Annotated in this window: 14 protein-coding genes; 5 read left to right on the top strand and 9 right to left on the bottom strand. The window is 73.0% G+C overall.

Features of this window, described 5'->3' with window-relative positions; translation table 11 throughout:
- Window positions 1-21: 21 nt before the first annotated feature.
- The 4 genes from JQN83_RS30935 to pdhA all read right to left on the bottom strand — a co-directional run bounded on the left by JQN83_RS30935 (window position 22) and on the right by pdhA (window position 5,581).
- Window positions 22-1,701, bottom strand: coding sequence for a right-handed parallel beta-helix repeat-containing protein (locus tag JQN83_RS30935; protein WP_208570691.1), 1,680 nt, complete (start codon window positions 1,699-1,701; stop codon window positions 22-24).
- Between the two features lie 183 nt (window positions 1,702-1,884).
- Window positions 1,885-3,369, bottom strand: a complete 1,485-nt coding sequence (locus JQN83_RS30930; protein WP_208570690.1) for a dihydrolipoamide acetyltransferase family protein — start codon at window positions 3,367-3,369, stop codon at window positions 1,885-1,887.
- Window positions 3,366-4,382, bottom strand: a complete 1,017-nt coding sequence (locus JQN83_RS30925) for an alpha-ketoacid dehydrogenase subunit beta (RefSeq protein ID WP_208570689.1) — start codon at window positions 4,380-4,382, stop codon at window positions 3,366-3,368. Before JQN83_RS30925 ends, JQN83_RS30930 begins: the two co-directional genes overlap by 4 nt.
- On the bottom strand, window positions 4,382-5,581 hold the full coding sequence (gene pdhA / locus JQN83_RS30920) for a pyruvate dehydrogenase (acetyl-transferring) E1 component subunit alpha (protein ID WP_208570730.1): 1,200 nt from the start codon (window positions 5,579-5,581) through the stop codon (window positions 4,382-4,384). The genes JQN83_RS30925 and pdhA overlap by 1 nt, the downstream gene beginning before the upstream one ends.
- Window positions 5,582-5,653: 72 nt before the next feature.
- Between pdhA and JQN83_RS30915 the strand changes: the two genes are divergently transcribed.
- Window positions 5,654-6,160: an Lrp/AsnC family transcriptional regulator gene (locus JQN83_RS30915; protein ID WP_208570688.1), complete on the top strand. Its 507-nt coding sequence runs from the start codon at window positions 5,654-5,656 to the stop codon at window positions 6,158-6,160.
- A 21-nt stretch (window positions 6,161-6,181) separates the two neighbouring features.
- Here JQN83_RS30915 and JQN83_RS30910 read toward each other — a convergent pair whose 3' ends face one another.
- Window positions 6,182-7,153 carry a DNA polymerase domain-containing protein gene (locus JQN83_RS30910; RefSeq protein WP_208570687.1) on the bottom strand — a complete coding sequence of 324 codons (972 nt, stop codon included), beginning with the start codon at window positions 7,151-7,153 and terminating at the stop codon, window positions 6,182-6,184.
- A gap of 39 nt (window positions 7,154-7,192) precedes the next feature.
- Entirely contained in the window at window positions 7,193-7,405 is a 213-nt protein-coding gene (locus JQN83_RS30905; protein WP_208570686.1) for a hypothetical protein, read from the bottom strand.
- Between the two features lie 366 nt (window positions 7,406-7,771).
- On the opposite strand from JQN83_RS30905, the gene JQN83_RS30900 reads away from it, so the two are divergent.
- On the top strand, window positions 7,772-8,392 hold the full coding sequence (locus tag JQN83_RS30900; RefSeq protein ID WP_208570685.1) for an L-threonylcarbamoyladenylate synthase: 621 nt from the start codon (window positions 7,772-7,774) through the stop codon (window positions 8,390-8,392).
- A 10-nt stretch (window positions 8,393-8,402) separates the two neighbouring features.
- Here the strand turns inward: JQN83_RS30900 and JQN83_RS30895 are convergent, their stop codons facing one another.
- From JQN83_RS30895 to JQN83_RS30885, 3 genes are all read right to left on the bottom strand, one after another.
- Window positions 8,403-8,933: a hypothetical protein gene (locus tag JQN83_RS30895; RefSeq protein WP_208570684.1), complete on the bottom strand. Its 531-nt coding sequence runs from the start codon at window positions 8,931-8,933 to the stop codon at window positions 8,403-8,405.
- Between the two features lie 98 nt (window positions 8,934-9,031).
- Window positions 9,032-9,736, bottom strand: a complete 705-nt coding sequence (locus JQN83_RS30890; protein ID WP_208570683.1) for a cation efflux transmembrane domain-containing protein — start codon at window positions 9,734-9,736, stop codon at window positions 9,032-9,034.
- Window positions 9,736-10,080, bottom strand: coding sequence for an ArsR/SmtB family transcription factor (locus JQN83_RS30885; RefSeq protein ID WP_208570682.1), 345 nt, complete (start codon window positions 10,078-10,080; stop codon window positions 9,736-9,738). Before JQN83_RS30885 ends, JQN83_RS30890 begins: the two co-directional genes overlap by 1 nt.
- A 78-nt stretch (window positions 10,081-10,158) precedes the next feature.
- On the opposite strand from JQN83_RS30885, the gene JQN83_RS30880 reads away from it, so the two are divergent.
- From JQN83_RS30880 to JQN83_RS30870, 3 genes are all read left to right on the top strand, one after another.
- Window positions 10,159-10,890: a histidine phosphatase family protein gene (locus JQN83_RS30880; RefSeq protein WP_208570681.1), complete on the top strand. Its 732-nt coding sequence runs from the start codon at window positions 10,159-10,161 to the stop codon at window positions 10,888-10,890.
- Window positions 10,874-11,743 carry an NAD(P)H-hydrate dehydratase gene (locus tag JQN83_RS30875; RefSeq protein ID WP_208570680.1) on the top strand — a complete coding sequence of 290 codons (870 nt, stop codon included), beginning with the start codon at window positions 10,874-10,876 and terminating at the stop codon, window positions 11,741-11,743. The genes JQN83_RS30880 and JQN83_RS30875 overlap by 17 nt, the downstream gene beginning before the upstream one ends.
- Window positions 11,744-11,832: 89 nt before the next feature.
- Window positions 11,833-12,333 carry a hemerythrin domain-containing protein gene (locus JQN83_RS30870; RefSeq protein WP_208570679.1) on the top strand — a complete coding sequence of 167 codons (501 nt, stop codon included), beginning with the start codon at window positions 11,833-11,835 and terminating at the stop codon, window positions 12,331-12,333.
- The last annotated feature ends 182 nt before the right edge of the window (window positions 12,334-12,515 follow it).

The raw sequence follows: 12,515 nt of genomic DNA, 5'->3' as shown, positions 1-12,515 counted from the left end.
GCGTCGGGGCGGCACTGACAGTCAGTCCCAGTCCTGGTCACCGTGGTTGCGGTTCCACCGCCCACCGACCGGCGGGGTGTCCAGTCGGATGGCTGCCACCGCGTTACCGGCCAGGTCGTTGTCCTCCACCCGGCAGGAGACACAACTGCCCCGGGAGGTGATCCAGAGCCCGTGGGTCTGGGTGCGTTCGGGATGGTTGTCCCAGATCCGGTTGCCGCGCACCGTCGCCGAGTCGAACGCGGCGTCGATCGCGATGCCGGCCCGGGTCGGCGGCGCGTCAGGCAACTCGTACGGGGTGCCCGGCAGCGGGGTGTCCCCGCTCCACGCGGAGTGGGCGTCCGGGCGGACCGGGGCGAGGTGCAGTTCGGTGGCGGTGTTGGCGGCCACCACCGCCACCCGGGAGCCGACCCGCAGCACCTTGCCCCGGTGACTGTCCTGCGCCCAGTTCGCCGAGCGGTCGACCACGGACCGGGCGCTGTAGCGGACCGACTCGCCGCCGCCGCAGGACGCTTCGGCACACTGCCGACCGTTGTTGCGGATCCGGTTGTCGAGCAGCATCGCGTCGGTCATCGGCCGGTCCACCCGGACGGCGTCCAGGCCGTTGCCCCAGAACTCGTTGCTCTCCACCACCACGTCCTGCGCCGGGTGCGGATAGCCGCGACCCAGGTCGTGCTGGTGGTAGCCGTAACCGCCGTTGCTGCTGATCCGGTTGCCCCGCACCGTGTACGGGCCCGGGGTGTTACCCATGCTGATCCCGTCGCCCACGTTGCCGTCGATGACGCAGTCGGTGAGCAGCCCACCCCGGCCGGCGACGCCCGAGGTGCCGTTGCCCGACACGTCGTAGCCGGCCTCCAGGTTGCCGGTCATCGTGCAGCCGGTGACGATCAGCCCGTCGGCGCCCCAGTCCGAGATGCCGAACCGGTTGCCCTGACTGTGGCAGCCGACGATCCGGTAGCCGCGCGGCGGCGTCCAGTGGTCCTTCTGGAGTTCCAGGAAGATGCCGTTGGTGCCGTTGGCCAGGGCGGTGCAGTTGGCGATGGTGAGCCGTTCCATGTCGCCCCAGCCACCGATGCCGATGCCGATGCCCGCGCCGCCCATCTGCTCACCGTTGTCCAGCCGGCCGCAGCCGACCACCACCACCCCGTCGACCAGGGTGTCCTGGAGGAAGTCGCAACCCAGGCCGGTCGCACCGGTGTGGTGGATGTAGAGGTTGCGGAACACCCCGCGCACCACGTACTGCAAACCGAGGCCCTTGGCCAGGTAGTTGTACTCGGCCAGGGCCACCCCGGAGCCGTCGATCTCGAAGTCGGCGAAGGTGCAGTCGGCGATGTGCCGGTCCCGGTCCGCGCCGTGCTGCAGCACCGTCCAGAACGCCAACGGCGTCGGGTCGCTGCGGTTGCCCTCGTTGCTGAGCAGGAACCGGGTGGCGGCCGGGCCGGCGCCGATCAGCGACACCCCGCTGCGCCACACCGTGCCGGCGTCCCGGATGGAGTAGATGCCCGGCGGGCACCAGATCACCCGGGCCCGCCCGTCGGCCGCGTAGCCGTCGCCGAGCCGGTCCACCAGGGCGGCGAGCGCCGGCTGGTCGTTGGTCACCCCGTCGCCGGTCAACCCGTGGTCGTGGGCGTTGCACCACAGCGGCGCCCCGGCGACGGGGGGACGGCGGTCCCGCACGGCGACGGGCAGACCCTGGTACGGCACGGTGGCTCCTCTCGGCGGTGCGTCCACGACCGACGCGGCGGGTTCACGGCCGACGGCGGTTTCCCGGCCCACCGACCGGAAAACCCGCCCGCCCACCGCCGGCCCGTCCGGAACCGGACGAACACCGGACAGCGCGACGGAGCCGGTCACCCCGCCCAGGGTGACCGGCTCCGGGCGTACCGCTCAGACGTTCGCCACCAGCAACGCCGGCTGTTCGACGCAGTCGGCGACGTGCCGCAGGAAGCCACCGGCCACGCCGCCGTCGCAGACCCGGTGGTCGAAGGTGAGGCTGAGCTGGGTCACCTTGCGGACGGCCAGCTGCCCGTCGACCACCCACGGCTTGTCCACGATCCGCCCCACCCCGAGCAGCGCCGCCTCCGGGTGGTTGATGATCGGGGTGGAACCGTCCACCCCGAACACGCCGTAGTTGTTGAGGGTGAACGTGCCGCCGGTGAGCCGGGCCGGCGACAGGGTGCCGGCGCGGGCGGCGGCGGTGGTCTCGGCCAGCGCGGCGGCCAACTCCCTGGTGGTCAGCCGCTGGGCGTCGCGTAGCACCGGCACGAGTAGGCCCCGGTCGGTCTGCGCGGCGATGCCCAGGTGCACCCCGGCCGACTGGACGATGCGCTGCCCCTCGGTGTCGACGTGCGCGTTGAGCTGCGGGAATCGGCGCAGGCCGCTGAGGCAGATCCGGGCCAGCAGGGCCAGCACGCTGACCGGGGCGTCCGGGGTGGCCGCGTTGATCGCCGCCCGGGTGGCCAGCAACGCGGTGGCGTCCGCGTCCACCCAGATGGTGACCTCGGGGATCTCCCGACGGCTGCGGGAGAGCTTGTCGGCGATCACCCGGCGGATGCCGGTCAGCGGGATGACCACGTCGGACGCCTCGGCTGGGGCCGGCCCGACGTGCGCCGACGGGGCCGGGTCCGCGACGGGCCGGCCCGGTTCGTCGGTGTGCCGCTGCGGCGCGGTGGTCAGGGCGGCCTCCACGTCGCTGCGGCGGATCACGCCGCCGGGGCCGGTGCCCCGCAGCCCGGCCAGGTCGACCCCGTGCTCGCGGGCGAGCCGGCGCACGATGGGCGAGATGACCAGGGGGGCCGTCCCGCCGGCCGGCGCGGTGCCGCCTCCGGCCGGCGGGACGACGCCGTCGGTGGACATCCCGGTGGCCGGGGTGTCCGTCCCCGCGCCGGCCGGGACCCTCGGCGCGGACGACGGGCCGACGGTGCCAACGGGGACGGGCCCGACGGCCGGCTCCGCGACGGGCGCGGCGGCCGGCTCGGGGGCCACGGTCAGCCGGGGGCGTCGCCGCCGCCGGGTGCCGCCGTGGCCGGTGCCGTACCCGATCAGGACGTTGCCGGAGCCGGCCCGCTCCTCCTCGCGGTAGGTGGCGTGCCCGGCGGGCTCGTCGCCGCCGTCGGCCGGCGCGACGGTGATCAGCGGCTGACCGACCGGGCGCGTCTCACCGGCCGCACCGTGCAGGGCGACCACCCGCCCGGCGTACGGGCAGGGCACGTCGACCACGGCCTTGGCGGTCTCCACCTCCACCACGCTCTGGTCCACGGTGACCACGTCACCGACGGCGACCTTCCACTCGACGATCTCGGCCTCGCTCAGCCCCTCACCGAGGTCGGGCAGGAGGAAGACCCGGGTGCCGGTGGCGGTGCGGGCGCTCACGCCGCGCTCCCCTGGGCGAGCCAGCGCGGATCGGGCCGGTCGTCCCACTGGAGGCGGGCCACGGTGTCGAGGACCCGGTCCACCCCGGGCAGGTGGGTGTGCTCCAGCATCGGCGCCGGGTAGGGGATGTCCAGCCCGGCGACCCGCAGCACCGGGGCGTGCAGGGCGTGGAAGCAGCGCTCCTGCACCCGGGCGGCGATCTCCGCGCCGACCCCGGCGAAGCCCTGCGCTTCGGTGATCACCACGCACCGGCCGGTACGGCGCACCGAGGCGGTGACGGTGGCGTCGTCGAACGGCACGATGGTGCGTACGTCGACGACCTCCAGGTCCCAGCCGTCCTCCCGGGCGGCCTCGGCGGCCTCCAGCGCCACCGGCACCGCCGGGCCGTACGCGACCAGGGTGGCGTCGGTGCCGGGACGGCGCACCACGGCCCGGCCGAACGGGGCGGTACGGGCCGGCAGTTCAGCCTCGCCGCTGGCGAAGTAGAGCTTCTTCGGCTCCAGGAACACCACCGGGTCCGGGTCGGCGATCGCCTCCCGCAGCAGCGAGTACGCGTCCTCCACCGTCGCCGGGGTGACCACCTTCAGGCCGGGGGTGTGCGCGTAGTACGCCTCCGACGAGTCGCAGTGGTGCTCCACCCCGCCGATGCCACCGGCGTACGGCACCCGGATGACCATCGGCACGCTCAACGCGCCCCGGGTGCGGTTGCGCAGCTTCGCCATGTGCGAGGCGATCTGCTCGAACGCCGGGTAGGCGAACGCGTCGAACTGCATCTCCACCACCGGCCGCAGCCCGGACATGGCCAGGCCGACGGCGAAGCCGACGATGCCGGCCTCGGCGAGCGGGGTGTCGAAGCAGCGCTTGTCTCCGAACCGGGCCTGCAACCCGTCGGTGATCCGGAAGACCCCGCCGAGCTGTCCCACGTCCTCGCCGAAGACGAGCACCCGCTCGTCGTCGAGCATCGCGTCGGCCAGCGCGGCGTTGAGCGCCTTCGCCATGGTCATGGTGGCCATCAGGCGTCCCCCTCCGCGTCGGCGGCCAGCTCGGCCCGGACCATCTCGCGCTGCTCGACCAGTTGCGGGGTCGGTTCGGCGTAGACGTGCTCGAACAGGCTCAGCGGGTCGACGGTCGGCTGGGCGTGCATCCGGTCCCGCAGGTCGGCGGCGTACGCCTCGGCCTCGGCGGCGATCTGTGCGACCGCCGCGTCGTCCAGCTCGCCCCGGCTGCGCAGGTACGCCTCCAGCCGGGCCACCGGGTCGCGGTCCCGCCACGCCTCGACCTCGTCGGGGTCCCGGTAGCGGCTGGCGTCGTCGGCGTTGGTGTGCGCCTCCATCCGGTAGGTGTGCGCCTCCACCAGGTACGGCCCGTGCCCGGCGCGGGCGTGCGCCACCGCCCGGGTGAGCACCGCCAGGACGGCGACGGGGTCGTTGCCGTCGACCTGCTCGCTGGGCACCCCGTAGCCGACGCCCTTGTAGGCCAGGCTCGGCGCGGCCGTCTGCCGGGACAGCGGGACGCTGATCGCGTACTTGTTGTTCTGCACGAAGTAGACGACCGGGGCCTTGAACACGGCGGCGAAGTTGAGCCCCTCGTGGAAGTCGCCCTCGCTGGTCGCGCCGTCGCCGATGAAGGCCAGCGCGACGGTGTCCCGCCCCTGGTAGGACTCGCCGTAGGCCAGGCCGGCGGCGTGCACGCACTGGGTCGCCAGCGGGGTGCACTGCGGCGCGGTGTGCACCACCGTCGGGTCGTACCCGCAGTGCCAGTCGCCGCGCAGCAGGGTGAGCACCTCGACCGGGTCGATGCCCCGGGCGGTCAGCGCCATCGACTCCCGGTAGGTGGGGAACACCCAGTCGTCGTCGCGCAGCGCCAGCACCGCGCCGACCTGGCACGCCTCCTGGCCGCGCGAGGACGGGTAGACGGCGAGCCGGCCCTGCTTGGTCAGGGCGGTGGCCTGCGCGTCGAAGCGCCGGCCGACGACCATCCGCCGGTACATCTCGCGCAGCGTCTCGACCGGCGGTGCCGGCAGGTCGGCGCGGGGTGGCAACGGGGTGCCGTCGGGGTCGAGCAACCGGACCGGCGCGGTCTGCGGGAGCAGGCCGGCGGTGGGGTCGGGGGCGACCGGGGTGGCCGGTCGACGGGTACGCGGGGATGCCCTGCGGACCGCCTGGGGTGTGGTCGTCACGGCGGGGACCTCCTGGACGTGTGGTGGCCCTATGCTCCTGCCGTTGGATGATTGACTCAACATCCGTGATGAACGCGGGACGATTGGCCTACCGGGGAGTATCTGATGAGCCAGCAGACCAGCCCGCCGCCGGGCCCGCCGGGCGGAACGGGACGTTCGGTCACGCCGCTGGACGAGGTGGACCGACGGGTCCTAGACGAGCTGACCCGGGACGGCCGGCTGTCCATGCGTACGCTCGCCGAGCGGGTGCACGTGTCGCGCACCAACGCGTACGCCCGGGTGGAGCGGCTGCTGCGCGACGGGGTGATCACCGGGTTCCGGGCCCGGGTGGCACCCGAGCCGGCCGGGTTGGGCACCTCGGCGTACATCTCGTTGACCATCCAGCAGAACACCTGGCGGGAGGTGTCGGCGGAGCTGGCCCGGGTGCGCTACATCGAGCACGTGGCGCTGCTCAGCGGGGAACACGACGTGTTGGCGCTGGTCCGCGCGCCCGACAACGCCACCCTGCGCGACGTGGTGCTCAGCCGGGTGCAGGGCATAGCCGGGGTGCTGTCCACCCGCACCTGGCTGGTCTTCGACGAGTTCGACGGGGCCGGCAGCCCCTGGGCCTGAGTGACGGTCCGGCGCGGTCGGTCAGCGTTCCGGTGGGGCGGCCAGGCCGGCGCGGTCGGCCAGGGCCAGCAGCGGCTCCAGCGAGAAGCGGTCGCCGTCCAGGCCGGCGTGCGGGTCGCCACGCTCGGCGAACCGGGCCGGCATGGTCAGCACGTCGAAGTCCTCCGGGCGGGCGTCGTCCAGCTCCGCCCAGTCCAGTGGGGCCGACACCAGCGCCGCCGTGGTGGGCCGGATCGAGTACGCCGACGTCACCGTGTGGTCGCGGGCCATCTGGTTGTAGTCGATGAAGACCGGCCGGTCCCGCTGCTCCCGCCACCAGGTGGTGGTGACCAGGTCGGGCAGCCGACGCCCCAGCTCGTGGCCCAGGGCCAACACCGCGCGCCGGCACTCCCCGAAGCTCCACCGGGGCTCGATGGACAGGTAGACGTGCAGGCCGCGCCCGCCTGTCGTCTTGGGGTAGCCGACCATGCCCAGCTCGGCGAGGAAGGCCCGGACCTCGTGCGCCACCGGCACCACCTGCTCGAAGCCGACCCCCGGCATCGGGTCCAGGTCGATCCGGAGCTGGTCGGGGCGCTCCACGTCGGACGCCGTCACCGGCCACGGATGGAACCGCAGGGTGCCGAGGTTGGCCGCCCAGATCACCACCGCCAGCTCGCCCGGCGCGACCTCGTTGGCGGTACGACCACTGGGGAAGGTGAGGTGGGCGGTGCGCACCCAGTCGGGAGCGCCGGCCGGAAGCCGTTTCTGATAGAAGGCGTCACCCCGGTTGTCCTGCCGGGTGCCGATCTTCGCCCCCTCGAACACGCCGCGCGGCCAGCGCTCCAGCATCGTGGGGCGGTCCCGCAGGGCACGCAGGATGCCGTCGCCGACGGCGAGGAAGTAGCCCACCACGTCCCGCTTGGTCAGCCCGCGCTCAGGAAAGTAGGGCTTGTCGGGGCTGGAGATGCGGACCAGCCGCTCCCCCACCTGGATCTCCTCGGCCGCCGTCGCCACGCTCACACGGTAACGGCCACCCCCGACACCCGGAGCCGTTCAGCGCTCGTCGTCCTCCGCGCCACGCGGTTGGTTCGGTCGGTACTGCCTGATCCACCCGTCGACTGCCGCCCGGTCCCAGACCCGGACCTTGCCGCTAGCGACCGTGTCGATAGGTGCCGGGAAGGTCGGACGGTTGGTGATCTCGGTGGCCCTGGTGCGCGACACGCCACCGAGCATGTCCGCGATGTCGGAGAGGGCCACGAGTCTCACGCTCCGACCGTATGTACGTGCGCCGTGCACACGTTGCCACTTGCAACCTTGACGGTGTGCACGTTACAGGTGATGCTGATGAGGCACATCTGGTAGCGGTCCGGGTACCTGATCGGGGATCGGTGCCCGGATCTGCCCGTACCCGGAGGGGTCCCATGCCGATGGACGACGGACCGGTCACGCCCGCCCTGGTCATCTGGACCGCGCAGCGGGTGCTGGCGCAGCACCACGAGACGCCGGACAGGCCGCCACCCCCGCGCCGGTGCTTCCAGTGCCGCGACGACGGGTGCCACATGTTGACATGGGCGCGCGACGTGCTCCGGGCTCACCGGCGACCGCCGCCACTCCCCCACTAGGCTCGCCGCCATGGCGATCTATCTCGACGTACACCCGGAGAACCCGCAGCCCCGGACGATCACCCGGGTGGTCGACCTGCTGCGCGGCGACGGCCTGGTCGCCTACCCGACGGACTCGTGTTTCGCACTCGGCTGCCAGCTCGGCAACCGGGACGGCCTCGACCGGATCCGGGAGATCCGGCACCTGGACAGCAAGCACCACTTCACGCTGGTGTGCCGGGACTTCGCGCAGCTCGGCCAGTTCGTGCACATCAACAACGCGGTGTTCCGGTCGCTGAAGGCGGCCACCCCGGGCAGCTACACCTTCATCCTGCCCGCGACCAAGGAGGTGCCGCGCCGGCTGCTGCACCCCCGCAAGAAGACCGTCGGGGTACGCATCCCCGACCATCCGGTCGCGCAGGCGCTGCTGGCGGCGCTGGGCGAGCCGTTGGTGTCCAGCACCCTGCTGCTGCCCGGCGAGACCGAACCGATGACCCAGGGCTGGGAGATCAAGGAACGGCTCGACCACGCGATCGACGCGGTGCTCGACTCCGGCGAGTGCGGCACCCTGCCCACCACCGTGGTCGACTTCTCCGCCGACGAGCCGGAGATCGTCCGCTACGGCGCGGGCGACCCGACCCGCTTCGAGTAGCCCCGTCGGGTCAGGAACCGGGTTCGACGGGCAGTAACGGCAACGGCTCGACCACCGGGTCGACGCCGTGGGTGGAGTGCGCGGGTGCCGGGCGGGCCGGCCCCGTCGTCCGGCTGTGCCGGCGACCCGCGCCCGGGGGCCCTGCGTGCCGGGACACCTCGCAGGTGACCAGGTGGATCGGGGCCGGTGGCGCGGCGAACCGCCCCGGACCCCAGCGCACCCAGAGGGCGACCCGGCCGGCGGCGGCCTCCGCCGCGAGCTTCTCCCAGGTACGCCGCCGGTCGGTGTGGTCGACCTCGATCACCACGGGCGGCCCGTCCCGGCGGGCACACGCCACGTCCAGCACCGAGTGCCGGTCGGTCATCGGCGGCGGCAGCGGCAGCACGCTCGCCGCCCGACGGTAGGACCGCCAGCCCTGATCGGCGGCCCAGGCCAGCACGGCGTCGATGATCCGCGCGGTCACCTCGTCGGTGCCCAGGTCGACGAACTCCAGCCCGGCCAGCCGCCCGGTGAGTGATGCCGCCAGCCGTTCACCGTCCACCCGGGCAGGGTATCGGCCCACCGACCACGGTCCATCCCCACCCAGCCGAGGCTGCGGGGTGGCATCGACCCCACTCCGGGGAGCCGGCTGATGGCCGGTCAGGTCGTCCTGTTCGCGGGGGCGCAGCACCGGTCGGCGCAGGCCGGGGCCTCCCCGGTGGGGGCCGGGGCGCAGCAGGCATCCCCGCGCCAGGCGTCGCGGCCTTCCTTGACGGCGACAGCGGCGATGACCAGGGCGGCGACCGGGTCGGCCCAGCTCCATCCCAGAACGCTGTTGAGTCCGAGGCCGACGAGCAGGACGGCGGACAGGTAGGTGCACAGCAGTGTCTGTTTGGAGTCGGCGACGGCGGTGCGGGAGCCGAGTTCCCGGCCGGCGCGTCGTTGTGCGTGGGACAAACCGGGCATGACCGCTAGGGAGAGCGCGGCGAGCACGAGGCCGACGGTGGAGTGTGCCGCTTCGCTGCCGCCGACCAGGGCGCGGACCGATTCGACCGTGACGTAGGCAGCGAGCGCGAAGAAGGAGATCGCGATGATCCGCAGGGCGGTTCTCTCCCGGGCCTCGGGGTCGTGGCCGGCGAACTGCCAGGCGACCGCTGCGGCGGAGGAGACCTCGATGATCGAGTCGAGGCCGAAGCCGATCAGTGCGGTGGAGTCTGCGGTGGTGCCGGCGCCGATGGCGACGACAGCCTCGATCAGGTTGTAGCCGATGGTGGCGGCGACCAGAAGCCGAATCCGGCGGGCAAGGACGACACGGCGGGCCGGATCGGGCCGGGCGGCGGTGACGGGCAGCAGGGGGAGACTCATCAGCAGCAGTCCTTGTCGGCGGCGTCGGGGCAGACTGCCGGGTCGACCGCGAGGACGAGGCCGAGCAGATCGTCGAGGGCATGGCGGATGCGGGTGTCGGCGAGTTCGTAGCGGACGCGGCGACCTTCGGGGACGGCGACGACCAGGCCGCAGCCGCGCAGGCAGGCCAGATGGTTTGACAGGTTCTGCCGGGTCACCCCGAGCAGATCGGCCAGCTCGGCCGGGTAGCCGGGCGCGTCGCGCAGGGCGAGAAGCAGTCGGGCCCGGGTCGCGTCCGACAGGGCATGGCCGAAGCGGGCGAGGGCCTCGCCGTGGGTGACGGTCTCCACCCCACTAAAGTACATCAGATCATGTATTCAGCGGAAGGTGTACCGGATTGGTGGGCGGTTACCCCGGTCGGGGTGGGGGGTAGGGAGAGGGGCATGGCGGAACTGGGGGCGCTGTGGATCGTCCGGCACGGGGAGAGCACCGCGAACGTCGCCGCCTCGGCGGCCGAGTCGAACGGCGCGGAGCTGATCGACCTGACCCACCGCGACGCCGACGTGCCGCTGTCGGACACCGGCGAGCAGCAGGCACGGGCCACCGCCCGCTGGCTGGCCGGCCTGCCGGCGGACCGCCGACCCGACGTGGCGGTCGTCTCGCCCTACCTGCGGGCGGTGCGCACGGCGGAACTGGCGCTGGCCGACACCGGCATCCCGGCGAGTGTCGACGAACGGCTACGCGACCGCGAACTGGGCATCCTGGACGGATTGACCGGGCACGGGGTGGCCCGCCGGTTCCCCGACGAGGCGGCCCGACGGCACCGGCTCGGCAAGTTCTACTACCGGCCGCCCGGCGGTGAATCCTGGACCGACGTGGCGCTGCGGCTGCGTACCCTCCTCGGCGACCTGCGCCGCGACCACCAGGGGCGGCGGGTGCTGCTGTTCGGGCACGACGCCCTGGTGTTCCTGCTCCGCTACCTGGTGGAGGGGCTGACCGAGGCGGAGCTGATGGGGTTGACCCGGGAACACGTGATCGCCAACTGCTCGGTGACCGGCTGGTCGGCCGACGCCACCGGCCGGCTCACCCCGGACACCTTCAACGACGTCACCCACCTGCACGCGCAGGGCGCCCCACCCACCACGGAGGACGAGATCCATGCCGAACCGGTCTGACACCCGGGTCATCACCCCGGGACTGCTGCGCGACTGGGCCCTGCCGGTGCCGACCGGCGGCAAGGACAACCGGGGCACCGTCCTGGTCGTCGGCGGTTCCCGGTTCACCCCGGGCGCGGTGCTGCTGGCCGGGGTGGCCGCGCTGCGCGCCGGGGCGGGGGTGCTGCAACTGGCCACCGCCGAGTCCACCGCCGCCGCGCTGAGCATCCAGGTGCCCGAGGCGATGGTGGTCGGCCTGCCGGAGACCGCCGACGGCGCGGTCGCCGGGGACCCGGGCGACCGCCTCGGTGAGCTGGTCGAACAGGCCGACGTGGTCACCGTCGGGCCGGGCCTCAACGACATCGACCAGACCCGCGCCCTGCTGCGCCTGGTGCTGTCGGCGGCCGGGCCGCACACCGCACTGGTCTTCGACGCGTACGCGCTGGGCGCGCTCAGCCACGAACCGGACCTGCTGGTCGGCACGGACCGGAAGGTGGTGCTGACCCCGAACCTCACCGAGGCCCGGCACCTGCTCGGCCGCGACCCCGGCGACGACCTGGACGCCGAGTCCCGCGAACTGGCCCACCGGTACGAGGCGGTGGTCTCCCTCTACGGGCACATCGCCACCCCCGACGGCCAGAGCTGGCGGGAGGAGAGCGGCGACGCCGGGCTGGGCACCTCGGGCAGCGGTGACGTGCGGGCGGGGCTGCTCGCCGGGCTGCTCTCCCGGGGCGCGGAACCCGCCCAGGCGGCCTGCTGGGCGGCGTGGGTGCACGCGGTGAGCGGGCAGCGGCTGGTGCCCCGGTTCGGCCGCATCGGGTTCCTGGCCCGGGAACTGCTCGACGAGATCCCGCACACCATCGCCACCGTCTGAGCGTGCCGGACGTTCGCCGGGCGCGATCCGTTTGCGCAGTTCGTCCGGGGGTACCGGGATTGCCGTCAGCCGATCAAGGAGGTCTGCCGGTGTCCACCGACGCCATCGTCCTGCTCAAAGAGGACCACAAGGAGATGCGCCGACTCTTCCGCGAGTTCGAAAAGGCGCAGGAGGGCCCGGCCGGTCGCCGCCGCAAGGTGGTCGACGAGATCGTGGCCGCCCTCACCACCCACACCTACCTCGAGAACGAGGTGATGTACCCGCAGGTCCGCAAGCTCCTACCGGACCTGGAGGACGACATCCTGGAGTCGTACGAGGAGCACCACGTCGCCGACGTGCTCTGCGCCGAGCTGTCCGCGATGGACGCCTCCGACGACCACTTCGTCGCCAAGACCACGGTGCTGATCGAGAACGTCGAGCACCACATCGAGGAGGAGGAGCAGGAGTGGTTCCCGAAGGTGCGGGAGGCGCTCGGCCGCAACCCGCTCCAGGAGATCGGTGAGCGGATGATCGCGCTGCGCCCGGACGCGCCCCGTTCCCCCGACGACCCGAAGGCGATCAAGAGCGCCCGGCACGCCACCACCGCCTGACCCGCACGTTCGACCCGCATCACGTCCGAGGGGCCCGACCGTCCGGTCGGGCCCCTCGGCCTCGTGTTTTGACCGTCGGGGGGATTCGTGGTGGTGGAGGTCTAGCGGAATGGGGAGGACCCTGTCCATGATCTGAGTTCTCACACAAAGATCATCAATGGGCAGGGTCCTCGATGAGGAGC

It is taken from the genome of Micromonospora antibiotica (assembly GCF_017599305.1).
In the GTDB taxonomy this organism is placed as follows: Bacteria; Actinomycetota; Actinomycetes; order Mycobacteriales; family Micromonosporaceae; genus Micromonospora; species Micromonospora antibiotica.
Note: the sequence above shows the minus strand (reverse complement) of the source record. Positions and strands in the feature narration are given on the sequence as shown.

Excerpts from the sequence above, each read along its gene's own strand:
- JQN83_RS30890 (WP_208570683.1), bottom strand. The coding sequence starts at position 9,736 with ATGAGTCTCCCCCTGCTGCCCGTCACCGCCGCCCGGCCCGATCCGGCC.
- JQN83_RS30900 (WP_208570685.1), top strand. The coding sequence starts at position 7,772 with ATGGCGATCTATCTCGACGTACACCCGGAGAACCCGCAGCCCCGGACG.
- JQN83_RS30925 (WP_208570689.1), bottom strand. The coding sequence starts at position 4,382 with ATGGCCACCATGACCATGGCGAAGGCGCTCAACGCCGCGCTGGCCGAC.
- JQN83_RS30875 (WP_208570680.1), top strand. The coding sequence starts at position 10,874 with ATGCCGAACCGGTCTGACACCCGGGTCATCACCCCGGGACTGCTGCGC.
- JQN83_RS30885 (WP_208570682.1), bottom strand. The coding sequence starts at position 10,080 with ATGTACTTTAGTGGGGTGGAGACCGTCACCCACGGCGAGGCCCTCGCC.
- JQN83_RS30915 (WP_208570688.1), top strand. The coding sequence starts at position 5,654 with ATGAGCCAGCAGACCAGCCCGCCGCCGGGCCCGCCGGGCGGAACGGGA.
- JQN83_RS30880 (WP_208570681.1), top strand. The coding sequence starts at position 10,159 with ATGGCGGAACTGGGGGCGCTGTGGATCGTCCGGCACGGGGAGAGCACC.